We start from the raw sequence: 22,926 nt of genomic DNA, 5'->3' as shown, positions 1-22,926 counted from the left end.
CCTGCATGCCACCACATCTCATCGACGGTGTCGGCCACTCCCATGACCGCCCTGACCGCCCGCGCCGGTCACGTCAGCCCGGAGAGCCGCTGCGCATCGGCATCGGCGGACCGGTCGGCTCGGGGAAGACTGCGCTGGTCGCCGCGCTCTGCCGTCAGCTTCGGGACGAGTTGTCCCTCGCGGTGCTGACCAACGACATCTACACCACCGAGGACGCGGATTTCCTGCGCCGCAACGCAGTACTGCCGGATGACCGCATCGCGGCGGTGCAGACCGGCGGTTGCCCGCACACCGCGATCCGCGACGACATCACCGCCAACCTCGACGCCATCGACGACCTGATCGCCGCGCACGACGATCTCGATCTGATTCTCGTCGAGTCCGGCGGGGACAACCTGACCGCGACGTTCTCGTCGGGCCTGATCGACGTGCAGATCTTCGTGATCGACGTGGCGGGAGGGGACAAGGTGCCGCGCAAGGGTGGTCCCGGCGTCACGTTCTCGGATCTGCTGGTGATCAACAAGACAGACCTGGCCCCGATGGTCGGCGCCGATCTCGGCGTGATGAGCCGTGACGCGGCTGCGGTGCGTGCGGATCGCCCCTTCGCGATGATCTCCCTGACCGCCGACCCGGCGGCGACGCCGGTGCTGGACTGGGTGCGCGAGCAGCTGCGGGTCACCCAGGCGGTCTAGGTGCGCTCCGATGTGCTGATCGTGGCGCGGCCCGGGCGCTCCCCGCATATGGAGAGCACCGGCGCCCTTGCGGTGCGGCGTACCGGGCCGGACACCGTGCACCTGGTGTCGGCCGCGGCCACCCCGCTGGGCGGTGACGTGATGCGGATGCGGGTGGTCGTGGAAGACGGCGCCAGACTTCGGGTGTGCACCGTGGCGGCGACGATGGTGCTGCCCGGTACAGCCACCGCGGAGTCACACGCGTGCTGGACGGTGGAGGTCGCAGGCGAGCTGGATCTGGATCCGGAACCGACGATCGTGGCCGGCCCGTCCCGCCACGTCGTTCGCACCGCACTGTCTCTGACCGCGAACGCGACGGTGCGGGTGCGGGAACGCGTGCAGATCGGCAGATCCGGTGAGCGGCAGGGCTACTGGTCCGGCGCGCTTCGGGCCGATCTGGACGGCACGGCGCTGCTTCGCCACCGGATAGAGTTGGGCAGTGGCTCGCTCGCCGACGACGAGATCACCGCGCCCCGCGCCTATGAAGGCGAATTCCACTATCCGGCAACCGACATCGATGCTCCCGGCGTGGTACTCGCGCTGGCCGGCGGCGGATGCCTGAGCACCTGGCAGGGGGATCGACTGTGACGCAGCGGTACGGGGTGGTGTGGCGGCCCGACGGCGATCCGCGGACGTTGGCGCCGTTCTGCGAGCAGGCCGAGCGCGCGGGGTTCGAGGAGGTTTGGCTCTGGGAGGACTGTTTCCTGCAGGGCGGGATCGCCCAGGCCGCCGTCGCCTTGATGGCGACCCGGTCCCTGGTGGTGGGCATCGGGGTGCTCCCCGCACCGCTGCGCAGCGTGGTGGCCACGGCGCTGGAGATCTCGACGCTGGCCACGATGTTCCCCGGACGGGTGCAGGTCGGTATCGGGCACGGCGTGCAGGACTGGATGCGCCAGGCCGGCGTGGCGGTGGCCTCGCCGCTGACCTACCTGCGCGAGTACGTCACCGCGCTGCGGGATCTGCTAGCCGGACAGACCGTCGACGTCACCGGTGACTACGTCCGACTGGACGCGGTGCACCTCGATTGGGTTCCCGACACGGCGGTACCCGTGCTCATCGGCGGCACCGGTCCCAAGACGCTGGCGCTGGCCGGCGAGATCGCCGACGGTGTGCTGCTCGACTGTCAGCACACCGCGGCCAGCGTGACCACTGCACTCGGGCACGTCTCGCACGGCGGCACAGGGCGCGACGCCGCGGGGTTCCGGCGCGTCATGTACCTGGCCTGTGCGCCATCACTGGTCGACGTGGGCACCAGGCTCGTCGAGGAAGCGCGGCGCTGGCACGTCACGCCCGAGACGGACTTCGGCGTCGGCGGTTCAGCAGAGGCGATTCGCGACGGAGTCGCGGCCTACCGTGCCGCCGGCATCGACACCGTGGTGTTCCAGCCGATCGGTACCGACCCGGACCCGATGGAGTTCATCGGTTCCCTGCAGCGTCGCTAACTCGCCGCCTTCTGGTCCACGGCGGCCGCGATCTCCTCGAGTTCCTCGATGCGCGTTCTCGCGTAGGCCTGCTGCTCGGTGATCGTGAGCTGACCGCGGTTGCGGCCCAGGAACGTCACCGTCCACGACAGCAGGGTCGCGATCTTGGTCCGGAACCCGACGAGGTACACCAGGTGCAGCACGAGCCACGACAGCCAGGCGATGAACCCACTGAACTCGATCGGTCCGACCTTGGCGACCGCGCTGTACTTCGACACCGTGGCCATCGACCCCTTGTCGAAGTAGCTGAACGGTTCCCGCTCCGAGGGGTCGGCACCCTTGAGCCCGGCGAGAATGGCCTTGGCGGCGTACTTGGCGCCCTGGATGGCGCCCTGCGCCATTCCCGGCACTCCCTCGACGGCGGCCATGTCGCCGACGACGAACACGTTGGGGTGGCCGGGGATCGACAGATCCGGCAGGACCTTCACGCGGCCGGCGCGGTCGAGTTCCACGCCGGACTGATCGGCGAGGTCGCGCCCCAGCGGGCTGGCGGACACGCCGGCCGACCACACCTTGCAGGCCGCCTCGATGCGACGGATCTTGCCGTCGGGGTCCTTGACCGTGATGCCGTTGCGGTCGACGTCGGTGACCATCGCGTTGAGCTGGATCTCGACGCCCATCTTCTCCAGCCGGGCCTGAGCCTTCTTGCCGAGCTTCTCGCCCATCGGCGGCAGCACTGCCGGGGCGGCGTCGAGAAGAATCACGTGCGCCTTGGTCGAATCGATGTGCCGGAACGCACCTTTGAGCGTCTGGTCAGCCAATTCGGCGATCTGCCCTGCCATTTCGACGCCGGTCGGCCCCGCGCCGACGACCACGAAGGTCAACAGCTTCTCTCTGCGGGCCGGGTCGCTGGACCGCTCGGCCTGCTCGAACGCACCGAGGATGCGGCCCCGCAGTTCGAGGGCATCGTCGATGGTCTTCATGCCCGGCGCCCACTCGGCGAAGTGGTCGTTGCCGAAGTAGGACTGCCCGGCACCGGCGGCGACGATCAAGCTGTCGAACGGCGTGACGTAGGTGTGGCCGAGAAGCTCCGAACGCACGGTCTTGGTCTTGAGGTCGATCCCGGTGACGTCGCCGAGCAGAACCTGAGTGTTCTTCTGCTTGCGCAGGATCACCCGGGTGGCCGGCGCGATCTCGCCCTCGGAGATGATGCCCGTCGCCACCTGGTACAGCAGCGGCTGGAACAGGTGATGGGTGGTGCGGGCGATCAACTTGATGTCGACGTCGGCGTTCTTGAGCGTCTTGGCCGCGGTCAAACCGCCGAATCCCGATCCGATGATGACCACCTTGTGGCGATCGGATGCAATGGCTCCGGGATTGCTCATGGCTACTCCTGTGCACGGTTCTCGCGGGTGTCCTTACCGGAACTTCTTTACCCATTCAGAACAACCAGAACCTTAGCCGTCGCGCTTCCGGGTGGCGCGGTGAGATACCCCACCGCGCCCGTTCACCCTGTGACCAGCGGCTTGAGCGCCTCGCCGAGCGCGGTGATCTGACCGGGCTGGTACCCGACGGTCTGTGTGGGCACGAAGAGGATGACGCCGTCGATGCCCGCGTCGAGCACCTTGGTCTGCACCTGCTCGGCGATGTCCTCGATGCTGCCGGCGACCATCCGCTGCTTGAAATCGTCGGGGATCATGTCCTGGGTCACGCCGTCGCCCACGACCGCACCGATCAGCATCGAGGTCTCCAACGTGGCCGGATCCCGGTCGATCTCCTCACAGCGCTGCTTGACCACGGCCACCTTGCGGGCGAGCTCGTCGAAGCCGGCGATCACGTTGAGGTGGTCGAAGTGCTTGGCCGCCAGGGGAATTGTCTTCTTCTCACCGCTGCCGCCGATCATCAGCGGAATGTGGTCGCGGAAGCGGGGATTGGCCAGCGCCTCCTGGGTGCGGTAGTACTTTCCGTCGACGGTGGGACGCTCGCCGGCGAGCATCGGCAGGATGATCTGCAGCGCCTCACCGAGCTTGTTGAACCGGTCGGTGAATGTGCCGAAGTCATAACCCAATTGATCGTGCTCGAGTTCGAACCACCCGGCGCCGATGCCCAGGATCGCGCGGCCGGCACTGATCACGTCCAACGTGGTGATCGCCTTGGCCAACAGGGTGGGATTGCGGTAGGTGTTGCCGGTGACCAGCGTGCCCAGCTGGACGTTGCGGGTGGCGGCAGCGAGTGCGCCGAGTGCGGTGTACGCCTCGAGCATCGGTTCGTCGTAGTTGCCGATGCCCGGCAGTTGGTAGAAGTGGTCCATCAGGAACACCGAATCGAAGCCGGCCTCGTCGGCTTCCCGGGCCTGGGCGGTGACGGTGGGGAAGAGCTCGCCCACGCCGGTCCCGTAGGAGAAGTTGTTGATCTGCAGTCCGAGTCGAATCGTCACCTGGCCGACCCTACGCAGTCTGACCAGGGCGTTCTAGACGGTTTCGCCGGGGGCGAAGCCCGCTGATCTGCGGAATAAACAGCCGCTCGCAGCGGTTGAGGATCAGCCGAAGTTGGCGAGGGCGCCGTGGCTGACGTGCAGGGTCTGCCCCGTGATGTGCCGGGCCGCCGGCGTGGTCAGAAACAGTGCGAGCCGGGCGATCTCGGCGTCCACGGTCGGTGACGACGAGCCAAGACCCTCGTATCCGGGCTCGGTGCCACGGCCGATCGCCACCGCGTTGACCGTGATGCCGCGGATGCCGAGGTAGTGCGCCTGCCCGGCCGTCCAGGACGACACCGCCGCCTTGACGGCGGCCGCGGCACTGCCTTCGGCCATCGCATCGCCGATCACGGTCACGATGGAGCCCCCGGACCGCAGTTGGTCGCCGATGGTCTGCACCGTCAGGACCGCGGAGAGCAGGCCCGCGTCGAAGAGGCTGCGCCACTCGGCGGCATGGTCGTCCAAGGTGTAGGTCCGCGGGTCCCCGGCGGTCCGCAGCGGAGCCGGCACGTTGATCACGGTGTCCAGATGAGCGGGGAGCTGATTGTTCGCCGCGGCGATCGACGCGGGATCGGTGGTGTCGAGGACCACCGCGTCTGTTTCGAGCTCCTTGGCCAGCAGCTCGACGTCATCGGCGCGTCGACCGGCGACGATCACGCGGTGGCCGGCGGTGCTGAAGTTCTCCGCGATGGCGCGGCCCCGGTCGGTGTCGCATCCCGTGATCAGCACATCCATCATCGGCCTCCTGTTGTGTTCGGCGCTGAACCCCAGCGAGTCCCGCCCATGTTACTGGAGGGTAGCTAGCCGGCGGCAGACGACGCGCCCGTGTCGGTAACGGTGGCGCGCGACCGTGCGATCAAACCCGTGAGCCCGTCGGAGGTCCCTGTCCGACTCGCTCGCAGCACCCCGAGCCGCGAGCCGGGGTGCTTGTCGTGTCAGCAAATTGCCAAAACGCCGTAAGCTGTGATGATCAATCCGATAGCTATGTCACAATTTGGTACATTCTCAGCTGCACACACTTGCGTCACGGCAGTAACACGGTAGTTTCTTCGGCATGCGTGATCCAGACATGTCGTCACCCCGCCGCAAAGGCCTGTCGACGTCGATCGGGCTCGCCGCCCTGACCGGCGCGACCGTCGCCGCGTTGACCTTGCCCGCCGTGGCGACAGCGCAGCCCGCGCCCACGCCGCCGCCATCGCCTGCTCCGGCAGCGCCGGCAGCTCCCGGTGCGCCGGCTCCGGCAGCTCCACCGGTGGACCCGAACGCACCGGCCCCGGCTCCCGCTCCCGCGCCGCCGGCGCCACCCGCGGATCCGAACGCACCAGTGCCGCCGCCTGCCCCGCCGGCCGATCCCAATGCCCCGGCCCCCGCACCGCCGCCCGCCCCGGAGCCGGGTCGTGTGGACAACGCCGCCGGCGGATTCAGCTACGTCGTGCCCGCCGGCTGGAAGGTGGCCGACGCGGCCTCGCTGTCCTACGGCCAGGCGCTGCTGAGCAAGCTCCCGCCCGCCGGATCGCCGCCGGATGCGCCGGCACCGAACGACACCAGCGTGCTGCTCGGTCGTCTGGATCTGAAGCTGTTCGCCGGCGCGGAGACCGACAACACGAAAGCGGCCCAGCGGCTCGCCTCCGACATGGGCGAATTCTTCATGCCGTTCCCCGGAACTCGCGTCAACCAGCAGACCGTGCCGCTCAACGCGAACGGCATGACCGGTGTGGCGTCGTCGTACGAGGTGAAGTTCACCGACACCAACAAGCCGAACGGTCAGATCTGGGCCGGCGTGGTCGGCAATCCGACGGCGCCGGGTACCCCGCGCGGTCAGCGCGCCCCCGAGCGCTGGTTCGTGGTCTGGCTGGGCACCGCGACCAATCCGATCCCGCAGGCCGAGGCCGTCACGCTGGCGAACTCGATCCGGCCCTGGACAGCCCCGCCCCCGCCGCCGCCGGCGGATCCGGGCGCCCCGCCGCCGCCTGCCGATCCCAACGCGCCACCGCCGCGTCCGGCCGTCGGCACGCCGGTGCCGGTCGACCCGAACACCGCACCGGGGATGCTGCCTCCCGCGTGATGTGTCTTTCGATCGTGTCCGATCGATTGACCCAACCGTGACCTGCCGGGGCTATACCGGAGTCAGGCCCGCTTGCACCCGCAACCGGGCCTGACTGCGACAGGCAGGAGATCGACATGACCACCACCGACATCGTGGCGGCGACGGAGTATCTGGCGCGTTCCACCACCCAGACCAGCGTGGGCTGGATCGGCTACATCATCATCGGCGCGATCGCCGGCTGGATCGCGGGCAAGATCGTCAAGGGCTCCGGCTCGGGCATCCTGATGAACATCGTGATCGGCATCATCGGCGCGCTGATCGGCGGCTTCCTGCTCAGCTTCTTCCTGGACACCGCAGGCGGCGGCTGGTGGTTCACGCTGTTCACCGCGATCCTCGGCTCGGTGATCCTGCTCTGGATCGTCGGGATGGTGCAGCGGCGCAACTAGGCGCTCAGCTGAGGTGCCAGACCAGCGCCGCCGCGAGTGCACCGAGCCCGTTGAGTGACCAGTGCAGGGCGATCGGTGCGATCAGGCTGCCGCTGCGCCTGCGCAACCAGGTGAAGACGAATCCGGCAGCGGCCGTGGCGATGACGGCGCCGATGACGCCGACGATCATGCCGAACGGGCCGCCGCCCAGGATGCGGGTGAACCCGACGTTGCTGGCCGTCAGGCCCAGCGAGGTGGCGATGTGCCAGAGCCCGAACAGCAGGGAGCCGGCGGCGGCCACGCCCCGGAATCCCCAGGCTCGGTCCAGTGCGCCGTGCAAGACCCCCCGGAACGCGAGCTCCTCGGGGATCACGGTCTGCAGCGGAATGATGATCATCGACGCGAGCAGCGCGCCCGACAGCGTCGCGTAGTGGTTGTTCAGGAACATCGGCCGAGTCCAGGGCAGCAGTGTCCCGAGCGCGATCACCGTGCCGACCACCGCGACGGCGCCCAGCGCGTAGCCGGCGCCCGAGCGCCAGTGCTCCCGCCCCAACCCCAGTTCGTGCCAGCCGAGGCCGCGTGAGCGCACGAGCACGACGAGGCCGACCGCGGCGGCCGGGACCACGACGATGTTGGCCCACGGCGTGGTGAAGTGCGCGATCAGGTTCGTCAGCGCGAGCACCACGACGACGACACCGACGTCGACATAAGCGCGGGCGTGGTGCAGCGCCGCCAACTGCTCCACCAGCGGGTGGGGTTCAGGGTGCACGGCGGCGTTCTCGGTCATAACCGGCTCAGACTACCGAATCCGGCGATCCGCGCAGGTCAGCTACTCGTTGTCGCCGCCGGTATCGGAGTCGGCGCCGGAGACGCCGAAGCCGGATTCGCGCGCAGCGGGCCACACCCAGTCCTTGACCTCGCCGATGTCGTCGCCGTGGGCGCGGGTGTACTCGCGCGCCGTGATGCGCTTGTCGGCCATCTGCTGGCGCAGCGTGGCGCACCGCGACCCCAGCGAGGGCACGCGGTCGATCACGTCCATCACCAGGTGATAGCGGTCCAGGTCGTTGAGCATCACCATGTCGAACGGTGTCGTGGTGGTGCCCTCCTCCTTGTAGCCGCGCACGTGCAGATTGGCGTGACCGGTCCGCCGGTAGGTCAGGCGGTGGATCAGCCACGGATAGCCGTGGTAGGCGAAGATGATCGGCCGGTCGGCGGTGAAGATCATGTCGAAGTCGCGATCCGACAGCCCGTGCGGATGCTCCTTGTCGTCCTGCAGCCGCATCAGGTCGACCACGTTGACGAACCGCACCCTCAGATCCGGTAGGTGCTGCCGCAAGATGTCGGCGGCGGCCAGCGCCTCCAGCGTCGGGATGTCGCCCGCGGCGGCGAGCACGACGTCGGGCTCGGTGCCCAGTTCCTCGCTGCCTGCCCACTCCCAGATCCCCAGGCCGCGGGTGCAGTGCGCGATCGCCTCCTCCATCGTCAGGTAGGTGGGGGAGGGCTGCTTGCCCGCGACCACGACGTTGACGTACTGGCGCGAACGGAGGCAGTGGTCGTAGGTGGACAGCAGCGTGTTGGCGTCCGGGGGCAGGTAGACGCGGACCACGTGGGCGCTCTTGTTGACCACGTGGTCGATGAAGCCGGGGTCCTGGTGGGAGAACCCGTTGTGGTCCTGACGCCAGACATGGCTGGACAGAAGGTAATTGAGGCTCGCGATGGGCCGGCGCCACGGGATCTTGTCGGTCACCTTCAGCCACTTGGCGTGCTGGTTGAGCATCGAGTCGACGATGTGGATGAACGCCTCGTAGCAGTTGAACAGCCCGTGCCGACCGGTCAGCAGGTAGCCCTCGAGCCAGCCCTGGCACTGGTGTTCGGACAACATCTCGACAACCCGCCCGGCCCGGGCCAGGTGCTCGTCGACCTCGGGACCGATCAGGTCGGCGTTCCACTGCTTGTCGGTCGCGTCGTAGACGGCCTGGAGCCGGTTCGACGCGGTTTCGTCGGGACCGAAGATGCGGAAGTTCTCCGGGTTGAGCCGGATCACCTCGGTGAGCCACTGGCCCAGCACGCGGGTGGCCTCGGCGACGGTGGCGCCGGGTGCGGGCACATCCACCCCGAAGGACCGGAAGTCGGGTAGCCGCAGGTCCTTGAGCAGCAGGCCGCCGTTGGCGTGCGGATTGTCGCTCATCCGCAGCGGCCCTTTCGGCGCCAGCGCCGCGATGTCGTCGTGCAGTCGGCCGTCGTCGTCGAACAGTTCCTCGGGCCGGTAGGACGCCAGCCAGTCCCCGAGGACCGCGAGGTGCTCGGCGGTGTCGCGGGCATTCGACAGCGGCACCTGGTGAGCGCGCCAGGAACCGGTGGTCTTGTTGCCGTCGATGGTGGCGGGACCGGTCCAGCCCTTCGGGGTGCGGAACACGATCATCGGCCAGGCCGGCCGGGAGGGGTCGCCGTCGGCGGCGCGCGCCTTGATCGCGGCGATCTCGTCGAGGACGTCGTCGAGCAGCGTGGCGAACCGTCGGTGCGCATCCAGGTGATCGTCGGCCGAGGCGTCGTCGGGCACCTCGAAGAAGTACGGTGCGTGCCCGTATCCGACGAGCAGGCTGCGCAGCTCGTCCTCGGGGATCCGGGCCAGCACCGTCGGGTTGGCGATCTTGTAGCCGTTGAGGTGCAGGATCGGCAGCACCACGCCGTCGTGCGCCGGGTTGGCCAGCTTGTTGGAATGCCAGCTGGTCGCCAGCGGCCCGGTCTCGGCCTCGCCGTCGCCGACGACGGCGGCTACGAGCAGGTCGGGATTGTCGAAGGCCGCCCCGTAGGCGTGGGAGAGCGCGTAGCCCAGCTCGCCGCCCTCGTGGATGGAACCGGGCGTCTCGGGGGCCACGTGTGACGGGATTCCGCCCGGGAAGGAGAACTGCCGGAACAGCCGGCGCATGCCCTCGGCGTCGGCGGTGATGTCGGAGTAGATCTCGCTGTAGGTTCCGTCGAGGTAGGCGTTGGCCACCAGACCGGGACCGCCGTGGCCGGGGCCGGTCAGGTAGATCGTGGACTGCTGGCGCTCGGCGATCACCCGGTTGAGGTGGGCGTAGAGGAAGTTCAGGCCGGGAGTCGTACCCCAGTGCCCGAGCAGGCGGGGTTTGACGTTCTCGCGCGCCAGCGGAGTGCGCAGCAGCGGATTGTCCAGCAGGTAGATCTGGCCGACCGAGAGGTAGTTGGCGGCGCGCCACCAGCGGTTCAGCCGGACCACGGTCTCGTCGCTGATCGGTTCGCGGTCGACGGTCGTCCAGGCTGTCGTCATGATCCCCATCCAACTGTTCATCGGCGGACCGTCAAGCCGTACCCGATGAGCAACGGGTTAATCTTTGCGCCGAGGGAGAGAAGGGCAGGCAGGATCGATGGGCGAGGCAGCATTGCTGACGTCCGTGCGCGTGCTCGACCTGTGCTCCGGTGCGGGCGACGGGGTGGGGCGCATCCTCGCCGACCTCGGTGCCGACGTCCTCAAGGTGGAACCACCCGGGGGCAGCCCGGCGCGGTCGGCGGCGCCGACGATCGCCGGTGCGGGAATCGGTTTCGCGCTGGACAACGCGAACAAGCGCTGCGCAACGCTCGATCCCGCCTCCGACCGTGATCGTCTGCTCGACCTCGCGGCGAGCGCGGACATCGTTGTCGACAGCGGAATCCCAGGTGGCGCAGCGCTGTTCGGAGTTTCCGCCCGGGAGCTCGCGGACCGCTTCGACCATCTGGTCGTGCTGTCGGTCACCGATTTCGGGCTGACCGGGCCGCGGGCATCCTGGCGGGGCAACGATGCGGTGTTCTACGCACTCTCTTCGGCGCTGTCGCGGACCGGGCCGACGACCGGCACGCCGGTTCTCCCGCCCGTCGGCGTCGGATCGGCGACGGGCATGGTGCAGGCGACGTGGGCGGTGCTCGTCGCCTACTTCGGTCGGACCCGCAGCGGCAGAGGTGATTTCATCGACTTCTCCCGTTTCGAGGCGGTGCTGCAGGCGCTCGATCCGCCGTACGGCTCCGAGGGGCAGGCGGCGGTCGGACTGAAGCCGCCGACCGCGCTCTGGCGCGGCCGTCCGCGAAATCAGCAGATCTATCCGATCTTCGGCTGCCGCGACGGTCATGTCCGCATCTGCCTGCTGTCTCCCCGGCAGTGGCGCGGGATGTGGGCGTGGTTGGGTGAGCCGCCGCGCTTCGCGGGCCGGGAGTTCGAGACGATCGCCGCGCGATACGCGGCCTCGGCGGAACTGAACGAGGCGATCGCCGCGCTGTTCGCGTCGCAGTCGATGGACGATCTCGTCGCGCAGGGCCGGGATCGTGGCGTGCCGATCGCGGCGGTTCGCACTCCCGCAGAGGCGTTGAGCGCAGAGCACTTTCACCTCACCGGAGCGTTGGCCGAACTGCCGCTGACGCCGGATGCGACGGTGACGAGCCCCGTCGGGCCGGTCACCGTCGACGGCGAGCACCTCGGATTCCGTTCTCCTGCACCGGCTACCGCGACCGATGACGCCACGTGGCTCCGTCCCCCCACCCCGCCATCGACAGTGACGCCCCCGCCGGCGCATCCCTTCGACGGTCTGCGCATCCTGGATCTCGGTGTGATCGTCGCCGGTGGCGAGCTGGGCCGGCTGTTCGCCGATCTCGGCGCCGAGGTGATCAAGATCGAGAGCGCGGCCTATCCGGACGGACTGCGACAGGCGCCTGCGGGAATGCCCGTGAGCCGGTCGTGGGCGCTGACCCATCGCAACGAGTACAGCCTCGGGCTGGATCTGCGCGACGCCGAGGGCGCGGAGCTCTTCACCCGCCTGGTCGCCACCGCCGACGCGGTGTTCGCCAACTTCAAGCCCGGAACGCTTGCTGCCCTGGGCTTCCCGATCGAGCGGTTGCGTGAGATCAACCCCGACATCGTGCTCGCCGAGAGCAGCGCCTATGGCGACCACGGGCCGTGGAGCGCGCAGATGGGGTACGGGCCGCTGGTGCGCGCGTCCACCGGCATCACCCGGTTGTGGACGTCTCCGGACGCCCCGCCCGGCGAGTTCTTCGATGCGACGACGATCTTTCCCGACCACGTGGTGGGCCGGTTGACCGCGGTCGCGGCCCTGGCAGCGCTGATCCGGCGGGATCGAGGCGGCGGCGGCGCGCACGTGCACCTGTCGCAGGCCGAAGTGGCGATCAACCAGCTGGCCGACCGCTACGTCGTCGAATCAGCCTGCGCCGCAGGGGTGCCCGTCGTCGACGACGACACCGTGCATGCGGTCTGTCCGTGCGCGGGTGACGACGAGTGGTGCGTGATCTCGATAGCCGGCGACACCGAGCGTGCTGCCCTGGGCACGCTGCTCGGCGAGGACGTGCCGCGGGAACGGTCCGAGGCGATAGCCGCGATCGGGGCGTGGACCTCTGGCCGCGACAAGCTCGAGGTCGCCGAGCTCCTGCAACGCCACGGTGTGCCCGCGGCCCCGATGAATCGCGCGGCCGACGTGCCCGCCGACCCGCAAGTGCTGCACCGCCAGGTGTTCACGGAGCTGGTGCACCCGCTGCTGGAGCGTCCGATTCCCGCCGAGACGGCGCCGGCGCCCTATCGCCGCATTCCCCGTGCTCCACTGCGCCCGGCACCGATGCCGGGCGAGCACACCCGCGAGATCTGCACCCGCGTGCTCGGTCTGACAGCCGAGCGTATCGACGCCCTGATCGCAGCCGGTGTGCTGTTCGACTACCACCAGGAAGGTTGCCCATGACCCTCGATCCCAGAACCCCGGTCCTGGTCGGCTACGGCCAGGTCAATCAGCACACCGAGAACGCGGATGTCGAGCCCGTCGACCTGATGGTCGCGGCGGCACACGAGGCCGCCGATCCGCGGGTGCTGGCCGCCGTCGACGCGGTGCGGGTGGTGAACCTGCTCTCGTGGCGCTACCGCGATGCGGGACTGGCTGTGGCGCAACGGATCGGTGCGGAGAAGGCCGCCACCCGCTACACCGGGATCGGCGGCAACGTGCCGCAGACACTGGTGAACCTGGCCTGCCTCGACATCCAGCAGGGGCGGGCCGATGTCGTGCTGATCGCCGGTGCCGAGACGTGGCGAACCAAGACGAAGATGCGCGCAGCCGGCGCCAAGGCCGACTGGACCAAGCAGGACGACACGGTGCCGTTGGCGCCCGGCTCGGACGAGGTCATGCCGATGGCAGGCCCCGGCGATCTGAAGATCCACCTCGATCGCCCGGCCTATGTGTATCCGATGTTCGAGCAGGCCGTCCGCATCGCCGCGGGGGAGTCTCCCCAGGCGCACCGGGAGCGTATCGGCGCGCTGTGGGCGCAGTTCTCGGCTGTCGCGGCGCAGAATCCGCACGCGTGGAACCGACAGACCTACAGCGCCGAGGAGATCTACGAGCCGTCACCGCAGAACCGGATGATCAGCTGGCCCTACACCAAGCTGATGAACTCGAACAACATGGTCGACCAGGGCGCCGTGTTGATCGTGGCGTCCGCGGAGAAGGCACAGTATCTCCAGATCCCGCGGGAGCGTTGGGTTTTCCCGTACGCGGGCGCCGACGCCCACGACACCTACGCCATCGGTGAGCGTGCCGAGTTCCATTCCTCGCCGGCGATTCGCATCGCGGGTAAGCGCGCACTCGACCTGGCCGGTGCCGGTGTCGACGACATGGATCTCGTCGACGTGTACTCCTGCTTCCCGTCGGCGGTCCAGGTGGCCGCGGCCGAACTGGGCCTTCCGGTCGGCGATCCCAGCAGGCCGCTGACCGTGACCGGCGGCCTCACCTTCGCCGGCGGACCGTGGAACAACTACGTCACGCACTCCATCGCAACGATGGCCGAGCAGCTGGCCGCCAATCCGGGAACGCGGGGCCTGATCACCGCCAACGGCGGCTATCTCACCAAGCACAGCTTCGGTGTCTACGGCACCGAACAGCCTCAGCACGAATTCCGTTGGGAGAACGTGCAAGACGAGGTGGACCGCGAGCCGACCCGCACCGAGCTGGTGGACTGGACCGGGGTGGGCACGGTGGAGACATGGACGACGCCGTTCGACCGTGACGGGGAACCCGAGAAGGCGTTCCTGGCGGTGCGAACCCCGAGCGACGACCGGGTGCTGGCGGTCATCACCGACGCCGATGCGGCCACGACCACGGTCACCGACGACATCGCCGGTGCGGCCGTGCGCGTGCACGCCGACGGCACCGCGACGCTGGAATGACTAGAGCAGGCCGAGCGCGGCCACCGCGTCGCGTTCGGCCCGCAGTTCGGCGACCGAGGCGTCGATCCTGCTGCGCGAGAACGGATTGAGATCGAGTCCGTCGACGATTTCCCAGCGTCCGTCGACCGAGCGGCACGGGAACGAGCACACCAGCCCCTCGTCGATGCCGTACGCGCCGGGGGACGGCAGCGCCACCGACGTCCAGTCCGACTCGGGGGTGCCGTGGATCCAGTCGTCGATGTGGTCGATGGCGCCGTTGGCCGCCGATGCCGCGGAGCTCGCACCGCGCGCCTCGATGATCGCGGTGCCGCGCCGCGCCACGGTGGGGATGAAATCGTCGGTGAGCCAACGGGTGTCGGCTGCGTAGTCGGCGCCGGCGCGGCCACTCACGATCGCGTGGAAGATGTCGGGGTACTGGGTCGGGGAGTGGTTGCCCCAGATCGTCATTCGGCTGATCTCGGTGACGGGCACCCCCGCATGCCGGGCCATCGCGGCGACGGCACGGTTGTGGTCGAGGCGGGTCAGCGCGGTGAACCGGTCTTTCGGGATATCGGGGGCGTGCGCGGCTGCGACGAGCGCGTTGGTGTTGGCGGGGTTGCCGACCACCAGCACGCGGACATCGGATGCGGCGCCTGCGCCGAGGGCCCGGCCCGCGGTGGCGAAGATCGCTGCGTTGGCGCCCAGGAGGTCGGCGCGCTCCATGCCTTTGGTGCGCGGTCTGGCTCCGATCAGCAGGGCGACGTTGACGCCGTCGAAGGCGCGCACTGGGTCGTCGTGGATCTCGGTGCCCGCGAGCAGGGGGAAGGCACCGTCGTCGAGTTCCATGACCACGCCCTCGGCGGCGCGCACGGCGTCGGGCAGCTCGAGCAGGCGCAGCACGACGGGCGTGTCGTGGCCGAGCATCGCGCCTGCGGCGATCCGGAACAGCGCGGCGTAGCCGATCTGGCCTGCGGCTCCGGTGACGGTGACGGTGACGGGAGCTGGCATGGGCCTCACCCTAGTCAGGGCGCGTCGGCGGGCACGTCGGTGTAGGCGGTGGTGAATCCGTCGGCGGAGAAGGTGAAGCCTTTGCCTGTCAGCTCCGAGAGGCAGGACACGCCGGAGGCTTCCTGCACGTTGCAGCGGAATCCGGCGACGGCGAGGACGCGGTTGAACGGCAGCTCCGGCGGGTCCTCGGCCGTCGGTGCGGGCAGGGCGGCGAATCGGGCGTCACTGGTGCGGTCGACCAGGATCGCGGTGGGTGTCGCGGGCTCGCCGTCGGCGTCGGGTACCTCGTCGGGGGCCCCGGTGATACCGATCGCGGTGGCGCTGTTGCCGGCTTTTCCGCAGGACGCTTGCGTGCGCGGGGTGATCTGGCACTGCCAGCGTCCGCTGGGGGTCGTGAACGCGTAGGCCGTGCCGCCGTCGGGATCGGGGGTGGCGTAAGCGAAGGCGTTGGCGAGGTGCGCGTTGCTCGGCCGCGTGGTTTCCGGCGCCGGGGGCGGTGCGGCGGCCGGCGCGGCGACGGTGTCGTCGGTGGTGACGACGGTCGGTCCGGTACAGGCGGCGACCGACAGCACCAGCGCTGTCGCAACACAGAGTCGGGTGATCACAGGCATGTCGGTGCCCCAGCATGCCACCCCGGTCGTTCCGCGAGCTGGGGGCACCTCCCGCTTCGGCGAGCGCGCGTGTCTGCACGTCGACACGCAAGCAACTCTGCGATTTCGCGCGCGCTCGCGCCGTCCCGAGCGCGCGTCAGCTCACCATCGCGTCACGCAGCGTCCGGTCCAGCGACACCCGCACCAGCGCTGCCGCCAGTTGCGCGGGGGCGTCGCCACCCAACTTGCCCAGCTCGTCGGGGTCATCAGGGAGGCCGAGCTCCTTGGCCGCGCCGAGGGCCCGCGGGTCGAAGTAGGGCCGCACCCACGTCCACACGTCCTGGACCTCCCGCAGGAAGATGTCGGCACCGGTGTCGCCGATGCCGGTGAATTCTTCGAGCAGCTTCTTGGCGGCGCGGACGTCGCCGTCGGCGCGCTCGGCCAGGCCCCGCAGGTCGCCTCGATAGTCGTCGTTGACCGCGGTGGCGATCTGGGTGAGGCGCGTCGCCGAACTCTCGTCGTAGCGGGCGTATCCGGCCCGGCCGAAGGCGTCGATGACGTTTCGGCGGTTGGCCGACAGCACCGCATCAGGAGTGCGCAGCTTCTCGCGGAACAGCTCACGGGCGGCACGCGTCGCGATGTTCGCATCGATCGGCTTGCTCGCCAACATGCACAGCACCAGCAATTCGAAGAGCGGCATGGGCTTGTCGGCCAACGTGATCCCGGCCTGCTCGGCGTAGGTGTCGCCGGCTTCGGACAGCAGGCGCCGCACGGTGTCGTCTGTGCTCATGGCCGTCGGCTACCCGCGCCGCGGCGCGCGAACCGTCTATTTGGCGGGCAGGCTGGTCGCGTAGGCGACGCCCCGGCCGACCCAGTCGCGCAGTGCGGCGTCGCCCGTCACCCCGTCGGCGCTCACTCGCACCCAGCCGCGGGTCTGCCGGCCCGCCATGATCATCGGCTCGACGTGGTCTTCGGCGAGCAGCTCGTCGGTCTCGCTCGGCGGCACCCGCACCATCAGGCCGCCCTTGCCGCTCACGCAGACCGCCATGTTGCCGTTCAGCAGGAACGCCAAGCCGCCGAACATCGGCTTCTCGTCGAGGCCCCGTTCGGTGCTGATGTGCTCACGCACCCGCTCGGCGAGGTCGGTGTCGTACGCCACGGCGTCCATTCTCCTGGCGTGGGGCCCACGCCGCTAGGGAGTGTCGTGTCCGAGCGGTCAGGCCCCCGGCTCCCAGCCCAGCCGGGGCCCGAGTTTTTCCGCGAGGTCGGCGATGATCTGCGCGTAGTCGTCGGCTTCGAACGTGAACGGCAGCGCGAAGGCGACCTCGTCGGCACGCTGGAACCCGGCATGGTCGAACAGTCGGTCGGCCAGTTCGTCAGAGGTGCCGACGTAGTCGGGGGAGAACAGCATGCCGCGAGCTCCCTGCGGTGCCGTGGTTCGTTCGTATCGGCTCGCGGCGTACTCGCGGTAGCGGCGGATCTGGTCGTCGGTGGCCGAGTCCGTGGGGATGACGACCAGGCCCTGCGACACTCGCGCCCGCTCGGGGTGGGGATGCGCTGCCCGGTAGGCGTCGATCTGCTCGGCCTGGATGGTGGCGAAGTCCCGTGACGCGGACCCCTCGGTGGTGACCACCGAGCTCGTCAGATAGTTGATTCCTTGCTCCCCAGCCCAGATGGCCGAGGCCAGCCCGCCGCCGTACCACACCCGCTCGGCCAGACCGGGCGAGTGCGGCTGAATGTGGTCGGTGTACTGCTCGATGCCCACCGTTCCGGAGAAGTCGCTGACCGCCTCACCGCGCAGGCAGCGCAGCAGGCGCAGCACGCGGTCTTTCGAAAAGTCCTGCAGGTCATGCGATTCCGGGTACAGGGACATTTTGTAGTGGTCGTACATCATCGGGGTGCCGACCGACACCCCAGGATTGATGCGCCCGCCAGAGAGGATGTCGACGGTGGCGAGATCCTCGGCGAGCCGGAACGGGTTCTCCAGGCCCAACGGGATGACCGCCGTGCCGATGTCGATGCGGCTGGTGCGCTGCGAGGCGGCCGCCATGATCGCCACGGGCGAGGAGATGCCGGGCTGCAGGTGCCTGTCGCGGAGCCAGACGCTGTCGAAGCCCAGCGCCTCGGCCCGTTCGATCACCGTCAGGGTCTCCTCGATGCCCGGTCCCGGGTTGTCGACGTCGAACCGTCCGATGGTGAGAAATCCCAGCTTGCGCAGCGGCGCACCGCGTACGGGCACAGTCGCTCCTTCCGACGAACAGACACAAACTCGCACGGAATCGCGTGATTCCGTGCGAGTTCGCGTCTGCTCGCGCCTATCGGTTGTCAGGCCGCCGCGGTCGCCGACTCGACCGCCGGCTCCAGGGCCAGCGCGATGATGTCGGCCACGTCGGTCATCGGTCGGACGTCCAGCGCCTCGAGCACCTCAGCCGGAACGTCGTCCAGATCGGGCTCGTTGCGCTGCGGGATGAACACCGTCGAGAGCCCGGCCCGTTGCGCGGCCAGCAGCTTCTGCTTGACCCCGCCGATGGGCAGCACCCGCCCGTTCAGCGTCACCTCACCGGTCATGCCGACATCGGAGCGAACGTTGCGCCCGGTCGCCATCGACACCAGCGCCGTCACCATCGTGACGCCCGCAGACGGCCCGTCCTTGGGCACCGCACCCGCGGGCACGTGCACGTGGATGCGACGGTCCAGCGCCGCCGGGTCGACGCCCAGTTCGGCGGCGTGGGCCCGGACGTAGGACAACGCGATCTGCGCCGACTCCTTCATCACGTCACCCAGCTGCCCGGTCAGGGCCAACCCGGACTCGCCGTCGGTGGAGCCCGCCTCGATGTAGAGAACATCGCCGCCGAGTCCGGTGACAGCCAACCCCGTCGCGACGCCGGGCACCGCGGTGCGCTCCGCCGACTCCGGCGTGAAGCGTGGACGCCCAAGGTAGGCAACGAGATCCGGCTCATCAATGGTGATCGGCGACGGGTCTGCCGCCAGCTTCGTGGTGGCCTTGCGCATCGCCTTGGCCAGCAATCGCTCGAACTGGCGCACGCCCGGCTCGCGGGTGTAGTCCGCGGCGATCTTGAGCAGTGCCTCGTCGGTCACCGTGACCTCGTCGACGGTCAACGCGGCGCGCTCGGCCTGCCTGGGCAGCAGGTAGTTCCGGGCGATGGCCACCTTGTCGTCGGCGGTGTAGCCGTCGATCTGCACCAGCTCCATGCGGTCCAGCAGCGCCTGCGGGATGTTCTCGATAACGTTGGCCGTCGCCAGGAACACCACATCGGACAGATCCAGATCCAGGTCCAGGTAGTGGTCCCGGAACGTGTGGTTCTGCGCCGGGTCCAGCACCTCCAGCAGAGCCGCCGACGGGTCACCGCGGTAGTCCGAGCCGACCTTGTCGATTTCGTCCAGCAGCACAACGGGATTCATCGATCCTGCTTCACCGATGGCACGCACGATCCGGCCGGGCAGCGCGCCCACGTAGGTGCGCCGGTGTCCGCGGATCTCGGCCTCGTCCCGCACGCCGCCCAGGGCGACGCGCACGAACTTTCGGCCCAGGGCCCGCGCGACGGACTCACCCAGCGACGTCTTGCCGACGCCAGGAGGACCGGCCAGCACCATCACCGCGCCGGAACCGCGACCGCCGACGATGGACATGCCGCGCTGTGCGCGACGGGCCCGCACGGCCAGGTACTCCACGATGCGGTCCTTGACGTCGTCCAGCCCGTGGTGGTCGGCATCCAGGATCGCCCGGGCCGCAACCAGATCCGCCGAGTCATCGGTCGTGACGTGCCACGGCAGGTCCAGCACGGTGTCGAGCCACGTGCGGATCCAGCCGCCTTCGGGGCTCTGGTCGCTGGAGCGTTCCAGCTTGCCGACCTCGCGCAGCGCCGCCTCGCGGACCTTCTCCGGCAGGTCGGCCGCCTCGACGCGAGCCCGGTAGTCGTCGGACCCTTCGGGCTCACCCTCACCGAGCTCCTTGCGGATCGCGGCGAGCTGCTGGCGCAGCAGGAATTCCTTCTGCTGCTTGTCCATTCCGGCGCGCACGTCTTCGGCGATCTTGTCGTTGACCTCGGTCTCGGCCAGATGATCGCTCGTCCAGCCGATCAACAGCCGCAGCCGGGCGGCCACGTCTTCGGTCTCGAGAAGCTCGCGCTTCTCCACGTCCGACAGGTAGGACGCGTAGCCGGCCGTGTCGGCCAGCGCCGACGGGTCGGTGATCTTGTTGACCACGTCGACGATCTGCCACGCCTCGCGGCGCTGCAGCATCGCCAGCAGCAGCTTCTTGTACTCGGCGGCCAGAGTGCGTGTCTCGTCGGTGATCTCCGGGTCGGCGACCTCGTCGACCGTGACCCACAGCGCGGTGCCGGGGCCGGTGGCGCCGGTGCCGATGTGGGCGCGCTTCTCACCGCGCACCACCGCCGCCGCGCCGCCGCCGGGCACGCGACCCACCTGCACGATCGACGCGAGCACGCCGTAGGTGGGGTAGCGGTCGTCGAGCCGCGGCGCGATCAGCAGCTTGCCGGTCTGGCTGGCCTGGGCCGCGTCGACCGCGGCACGGGCGGCGTCATCGAGCTCGATCGGCACCACCATTCCGGGCAGCACGATCGGCTCGCTGACGAACAAGACCGGAACTTGCAGAGCTTCAGCCATCAATCCTCCTGGGCTTTTTCAACACGAAGTTGAACCTGATGCGCTCAACCCTGTGCTGGAGGACTTTGTTCCCGCCCGCCCCGGTGAGGATCAGGCCTCCGGGTGGCGCTCCTGCCAGAGCCGGTAGACGTCGATGGCGTCGGGGTGCGGTTGGTGCTGCATCGGCAGGCGACGGTCCTGCCAGGATTTCCCGAACTCGTCGTAGAACGTGGCCAGCTCGAAATACTTGCGGTTGTCCTGGTAGTACTGCGCGTACTCGTCGCGCTGGGTGAGGAAGACGACGGCATCGGGGGAGCAGTAGTACAGCGAGCCGAGACACATCGGGCACGGGTGGGCCAGCACGTAGATGGTGGCGCCGCCGAGGTGCTCGGACCCGACGGCCGTGCACGCGGCGCGGATCGCCAGGATCTCGGCGTGGGCGGTGGGATCGTTGGTCTGCGCGACCAGGTTCGGACTCTCTGCCAGCACCTGCCCGTCGCGGGCGATGACGGTGGCGAAGGGTCGCCCGCCCTCCATCACGTTCTGGCGGGCGAGATCGACGGTGCGCTGCGCGAAATCCATGAGTTGACTGATAGCCGGTTGCGGCGCGGAATAGTCCTGCGCCGTCGCGGGTCGTACCCCTCATGAGCAGAGCAGTCCAGTTCGACCGCTACGGCGGCATCGAGGTCTTGGCGGTCCGTGACGTCCCACGGCCCGTGCCGGGTCCCGGCCAGGTGCTGATCGAGGTACGCGCCGCGGGCATCAACCCGGGTGAGGCCCTGATCCGAGAGGGCGTCCTGCACGACCGATGGCCCGCCACGTTCCCGTCCGGACAGGGCAGCGACGTCGCTGGTGTCGTCGTCGAGACGGCGCCGGAGGTCACCGGCGTGTCCGTGGGCGACGACGTCCTCGGCTTCTCCGACGAGCGGTCCAGCCACGCCGAGTACGTCGCGGTGCCGGCAGACCAGGTCATCGGAAAACCTCCGGGACTGTCGTGGGAGCAGGCCGGATCGCTGGCCGTCGCAGGCACGACGGCGTGCGCGGCGGTGCGGTCGCTCGAGCTCACCGCAGACGACACCGTCGCCGTGTCGGCGGCCGCGGGGGGTGTGGGCACCCTGGCCGCTCAGCTGGCCGTGCGGACCGGTGCGACGGTCCTGGGCATCGCCGGGCCGGGCAACGACGAGTGGCTGCGTGATCACGGGGTCGTCCCCGTCAACTACGGTGACGGCCTCGCGCAGCGATTACGGGCCACCGCGCCGGACGGCCGCGTCGACGCGTTCCTCGACCTGTTCGGCGGCGGATACGTCGACCTGGCCGTCACCGAACTCGGGGTGGCACCAGAGCGCGTGAACACGATCATCGACTTCGCGGCGGTCGAACGGTTCGGCGTCCTGTCCGTCGGCGGCGCCGAGTCGGGCGTCGACGACCTGGCCGAGCTGGCCGATCTCATCGCCCGCGGCGAACTCGACCTACCGATCGCCGCGGTCTACCCCCTCGACGAGGTGCGCGCCGCCTACGCCGATCTGGCCGCGCGCCACAGCCGCGGCAAGGTGGTGTTGCGCCCGTGACCGCCGATCCGATCGCCGGCCAGGCGGTCGCCATCACCGGAGCCAGCAGCGGCATCGGGGAGGCGACCGCGCGCTTGCTGTCCGCCCGGGGTGCGCGGGTGGTGCTGGCCGCCCGCCGCACCGAGCGGCTGGAGGCGCTGCTCGCGGAGCTACCGAACGAAGCGGTCGCGGTCCCCGCCGACGTCACCGTGGCCGAGGACGTACAGCGCGTCGTCGACATCGCGGTCGAGCGGTTCGGCCGGCTCGACGTCCTGGTGAACAACGCCGGTATCGCGACGATCGGGGAGATGTCCGCTGCCGATGTCGCCGGCTGGGACGCGATGATCGACGTCAACGTGCGCGGGGTCCTGTACGGGATCGCCGCCGCGCTGCCGGTGTTCCGCCGCCAGGGCCGCGGTCACATCGTCACCACGGTGTCGACGGCCGGCATCAAGATCACGCCGACGATGGGCGTCTACGCGGCCACCAAGAACGCGGTGCGGACCGTGATGGAGGCACTGCGCCAGGAATCGACCGACGGTGTCGTCAGGACGACGTCGATCTCACCGGGTTTCGTGAACACCGAGCTGGACGGCTCGGTGACCGATTCTGGTCTCGCCGCCCAGATCCGGGCTCAGATGGACGAATTCGGTCTGCCCGCCGATGCGGTCGCCCGCGCCATCGCCTTCGCGATCCAGCAACCGCACGACGTTGAGATCGGCGATCTCACGATTAGGCCGACCCGGCAGGGCTGAGCTCTCAGGCCGCGGCGTCAGAGCCCGGGGCGACGCACGAGACGCAGTCGGCCGAATCGATGTCGACCGAACCGCAGGTGGGGCAGATGAAGGGGATCACGGCTGTCTCCAGGA

Annotated in this window: 21 protein-coding genes; 9 read left to right on the top strand and 12 right to left on the bottom strand. The window is 69.3% G+C overall.

The window, feature by feature from the left end:
* The first annotated feature begins 5 nt into the window (after positions 1–5).
* Genes ureG through PGN37_RS19595 form a run of 3 tightly spaced genes read left to right on the top strand, consistent with a single transcriptional unit; the run spans position 6 to position 2,173 of the window.
* Entirely contained in the window at positions 6–692 is a 687-nt protein-coding gene (ureG, locus tag PGN37_RS19605; RefSeq protein WP_335332673.1) for an urease accessory protein UreG, read from the top strand.
* Positions 693–1,319, top strand: a complete 627-nt coding sequence (locus PGN37_RS19600) for an urease accessory protein UreD (RefSeq protein ID WP_335332672.1) — start codon at positions 693–695, stop codon at positions 1,317–1,319.
* Positions 1,316–2,173 (top strand): LLM class flavin-dependent oxidoreductase, encoded by an 858-nt coding sequence (locus tag PGN37_RS19595; protein ID WP_335332671.1) that lies wholly within the window; start codon positions 1,316–1,318, stop codon positions 2,171–2,173. The genes PGN37_RS19600 and PGN37_RS19595 overlap by 4 nt, the downstream gene beginning before the upstream one ends.
* Here the strand turns inward: PGN37_RS19595 and PGN37_RS19590 are convergent.
* From PGN37_RS19590 to PGN37_RS19580, 3 genes are all read right to left on the bottom strand, one after another.
* A complete protein-coding gene (locus PGN37_RS19590; protein ID WP_335332670.1) occupies positions 2,170–3,537 on the bottom strand; it encodes an NAD(P)/FAD-dependent oxidoreductase in 1,368 nt (455 codons plus the stop codon). The two genes, PGN37_RS19595 and PGN37_RS19590, sit on opposite strands and share 4 nt — an antisense overlap.
* A gap of 122 nt (positions 3,538–3,659) precedes the next feature.
* Positions 3,660–4,589, bottom strand: a complete 930-nt coding sequence (locus PGN37_RS19585) for an LLM class F420-dependent oxidoreductase (RefSeq protein ID WP_335332669.1) — start codon at positions 4,587–4,589, stop codon at positions 3,660–3,662.
* A 102-nt stretch (positions 4,590–4,691) separates the two neighbouring features.
* On the bottom strand, positions 4,692–5,363 hold the full coding sequence (locus PGN37_RS19580; RefSeq protein ID WP_335332668.1) for an SDR family oxidoreductase: 672 nt from the start codon (positions 5,361–5,363) through the stop codon (positions 4,692–4,694).
* Between the two features lie 319 nt (positions 5,364–5,682).
* On the opposite strand from PGN37_RS19580, the gene PGN37_RS19575 reads away from it, so the two are divergent.
* Both PGN37_RS19575 and PGN37_RS19570 read left to right on the top strand, forming a co-directional pair.
* Entirely contained in the window at positions 5,683–6,693 is a 1,011-nt protein-coding gene (locus tag PGN37_RS19575) for an APA family fibronectin-binding glycoprotein (RefSeq protein WP_335332667.1), read from the top strand.
* 116 nt (positions 6,694–6,809) lie between these two features.
* On the top strand, positions 6,810–7,121 hold the full coding sequence (locus PGN37_RS19570) for a GlsB/YeaQ/YmgE family stress response membrane protein (RefSeq protein ID WP_335332666.1): 312 nt from the start codon (positions 6,810–6,812) through the stop codon (positions 7,119–7,121).
* Between the two features lie 4 nt (positions 7,122–7,125).
* Here the strand turns inward: PGN37_RS19570 and PGN37_RS19565 are convergent, their stop codons facing one another.
* Entirely contained in the window at positions 7,126–7,887 is a 762-nt protein-coding gene (locus PGN37_RS19565; protein WP_335332665.1) for a CPBP family intramembrane glutamic endopeptidase, read from the bottom strand.
* 42 nt (positions 7,888–7,929) lie between these two features.
* On the bottom strand, positions 7,930–10,392 hold the full coding sequence (locus PGN37_RS19560) for a phosphoketolase family protein (protein WP_335332664.1): 2,463 nt from the start codon (positions 10,390–10,392) through the stop codon (positions 7,930–7,932).
* A 97-nt stretch (positions 10,393–10,489) separates the two neighbouring features.
* Between PGN37_RS19560 and PGN37_RS19555 the strand changes: the two genes are divergently transcribed.
* Positions 10,490–12,835: a CaiB/BaiF CoA transferase family protein gene (locus PGN37_RS19555; protein WP_335332663.1), complete on the top strand. Its 2,346-nt coding sequence runs from the start codon at positions 10,490–10,492 to the stop codon at positions 12,833–12,835.
* On the top strand, positions 12,832–14,307 hold the full coding sequence (locus tag PGN37_RS19550; RefSeq protein ID WP_335332662.1) for an acetyl-CoA acetyltransferase: 1,476 nt from the start codon (positions 12,832–12,834) through the stop codon (positions 14,305–14,307). The genes PGN37_RS19555 and PGN37_RS19550 overlap by 4 nt, the downstream gene beginning before the upstream one ends.
* Here the strand turns inward: PGN37_RS19550 and PGN37_RS19545 are convergent, their stop codons facing one another.
* From PGN37_RS19545 to PGN37_RS19515, 7 genes are all read right to left on the bottom strand, one after another.
* A complete protein-coding gene (locus PGN37_RS19545) occupies positions 14,308–15,294 on the bottom strand; it encodes a malate dehydrogenase (RefSeq protein ID WP_335332661.1) in 987 nt (328 codons plus the stop codon).
* Positions 15,295–15,308: 14 nt separating this feature from the next.
* A complete protein-coding gene (locus PGN37_RS19540) occupies positions 15,309–15,905 on the bottom strand; it encodes a hypothetical protein (protein ID WP_335332660.1) in 597 nt (198 codons plus the stop codon).
* 136 nt (positions 15,906–16,041) lie between these two features.
* The gene (locus tag PGN37_RS19535; protein WP_335332659.1) at positions 16,042–16,674 is read right to left on the bottom strand and encodes an endonuclease; all 633 of its coding nucleotides are present in this window, start codon (positions 16,672–16,674) and stop codon (positions 16,042–16,044) included.
* Between the two features lie 36 nt (positions 16,675–16,710).
* Positions 16,711–17,043, bottom strand: coding sequence for a TfoX/Sxy family protein (locus tag PGN37_RS19530; RefSeq protein WP_335332658.1), 333 nt, complete (start codon positions 17,041–17,043; stop codon positions 16,711–16,713).
* Between the two features lie 57 nt (positions 17,044–17,100).
* A complete protein-coding gene (locus tag PGN37_RS19525; RefSeq protein ID WP_335332657.1) occupies positions 17,101–18,123 on the bottom strand; it encodes an LLM class flavin-dependent oxidoreductase in 1,023 nt (340 codons plus the stop codon).
* An 86-nt stretch (positions 18,124–18,209) separates the two neighbouring features.
* On the bottom strand, positions 18,210–20,531 hold the full coding sequence (gene lon / locus PGN37_RS19520; protein WP_335332656.1) for an endopeptidase La: 2,322 nt from the start codon (positions 20,529–20,531) through the stop codon (positions 18,210–18,212).
* Positions 20,532–20,621: 90 nt separating this feature from the next.
* Positions 20,622–21,092, bottom strand: a complete 471-nt coding sequence (locus tag PGN37_RS19515; RefSeq protein ID WP_335332655.1) for a nucleoside deaminase — start codon at positions 21,090–21,092, stop codon at positions 20,622–20,624.
* Between the two features lie 62 nt (positions 21,093–21,154).
* Here PGN37_RS19515 and PGN37_RS19510 point away from each other — a divergent pair, with 62 nt between their 5' ends.
* Positions 21,155–22,078 carry an NADP-dependent oxidoreductase gene (locus PGN37_RS19510; protein WP_335332654.1) on the top strand — a complete coding sequence of 308 codons (924 nt, stop codon included), beginning with the start codon at positions 21,155–21,157 and terminating at the stop codon, positions 22,076–22,078.
* Positions 22,075–22,812 (top strand): SDR family oxidoreductase, encoded by a 738-nt coding sequence (locus PGN37_RS19505; protein ID WP_335332653.1) that lies wholly within the window; start codon positions 22,075–22,077, stop codon positions 22,810–22,812. Before PGN37_RS19510 ends, PGN37_RS19505 begins: the two co-directional genes overlap by 4 nt.
* The last annotated feature ends 114 nt before the right edge of the window (positions 22,813–22,926 follow it).

This window comes from Mycobacterium kyogaense (assembly GCF_036946525.1).
Taxonomy (GTDB): domain Bacteria; phylum Actinomycetota; class Actinomycetes; order Mycobacteriales; family Mycobacteriaceae; genus Mycobacterium; species Mycobacterium kyogaense_A.
This window is presented reverse-complemented; position numbering and strand designations above follow the sequence as displayed.

What these genes read in the sequence shown, in the direction of transcription:
- ureG (WP_335332673.1), top strand. Translation starts at nt 6, where the DNA reads ATGCCACCACATCTCATCGACGGTGTCGGCCACTCCCATGACCGCCCT.
- PGN37_RS19590 (WP_335332670.1), bottom strand. Translation starts at nt 3,537, where the DNA reads ATGAGCAATCCCGGAGCCATTGCATCCGATCGCCACAAGGTGGTCATC.
- PGN37_RS19580 (WP_335332668.1), bottom strand. Translation starts at nt 5,363, where the DNA reads ATGGATGTGCTGATCACGGGATGCGACACCGACCGGGGCCGCGCCATC.
- PGN37_RS19575 (WP_335332667.1), top strand. Translation starts at nt 5,683, where the DNA reads ATGCGTGATCCAGACATGTCGTCACCCCGCCGCAAAGGCCTGTCGACG.
- PGN37_RS19570 (WP_335332666.1), top strand. Translation starts at nt 6,810, where the DNA reads ATGACCACCACCGACATCGTGGCGGCGACGGAGTATCTGGCGCGTTCC.
- PGN37_RS19565 (WP_335332665.1), bottom strand. Translation starts at nt 7,887, where the DNA reads ATGACCGAGAACGCCGCCGTGCACCCTGAACCCCACCCGCTGGTGGAG.
- PGN37_RS19560 (WP_335332664.1), bottom strand. Translation starts at nt 10,392, where the DNA reads ATGACGACAGCCTGGACGACCGTCGACCGCGAACCGATCAGCGACGAG.
- PGN37_RS19555 (WP_335332663.1), top strand. Translation starts at nt 10,490, where the DNA reads ATGGGCGAGGCAGCATTGCTGACGTCCGTGCGCGTGCTCGACCTGTGC.
- PGN37_RS19550 (WP_335332662.1), top strand. Translation starts at nt 12,832, where the DNA reads ATGACCCTCGATCCCAGAACCCCGGTCCTGGTCGGCTACGGCCAGGTC.
- PGN37_RS19545 (WP_335332661.1), bottom strand. Translation starts at nt 15,294, where the DNA reads ATGCCAGCTCCCGTCACCGTCACCGTCACCGGAGCCGCAGGCCAGATC.
- PGN37_RS19540 (WP_335332660.1), bottom strand. Translation starts at nt 15,905, where the DNA reads ATGCCTGTGATCACCCGACTCTGTGTTGCGACAGCGCTGGTGCTGTCG.
- PGN37_RS19535 (WP_335332659.1), bottom strand. Translation starts at nt 16,674, where the DNA reads ATGAGCACAGACGACACCGTGCGGCGCCTGCTGTCCGAAGCCGGCGAC.
- lon (WP_335332656.1), bottom strand. Translation starts at nt 20,531, where the DNA reads ATGGCTGAAGCTCTGCAAGTTCCGGTCTTGTTCGTCAGCGAGCCGATC.
- PGN37_RS19515 (WP_335332655.1), bottom strand. Translation starts at nt 21,092, where the DNA reads ATGGATTTCGCGCAGCGCACCGTCGATCTCGCCCGCCAGAACGTGATG.
- PGN37_RS19510 (WP_335332654.1), top strand. Translation starts at nt 21,155, where the DNA reads ATGAGCAGAGCAGTCCAGTTCGACCGCTACGGCGGCATCGAGGTCTTG.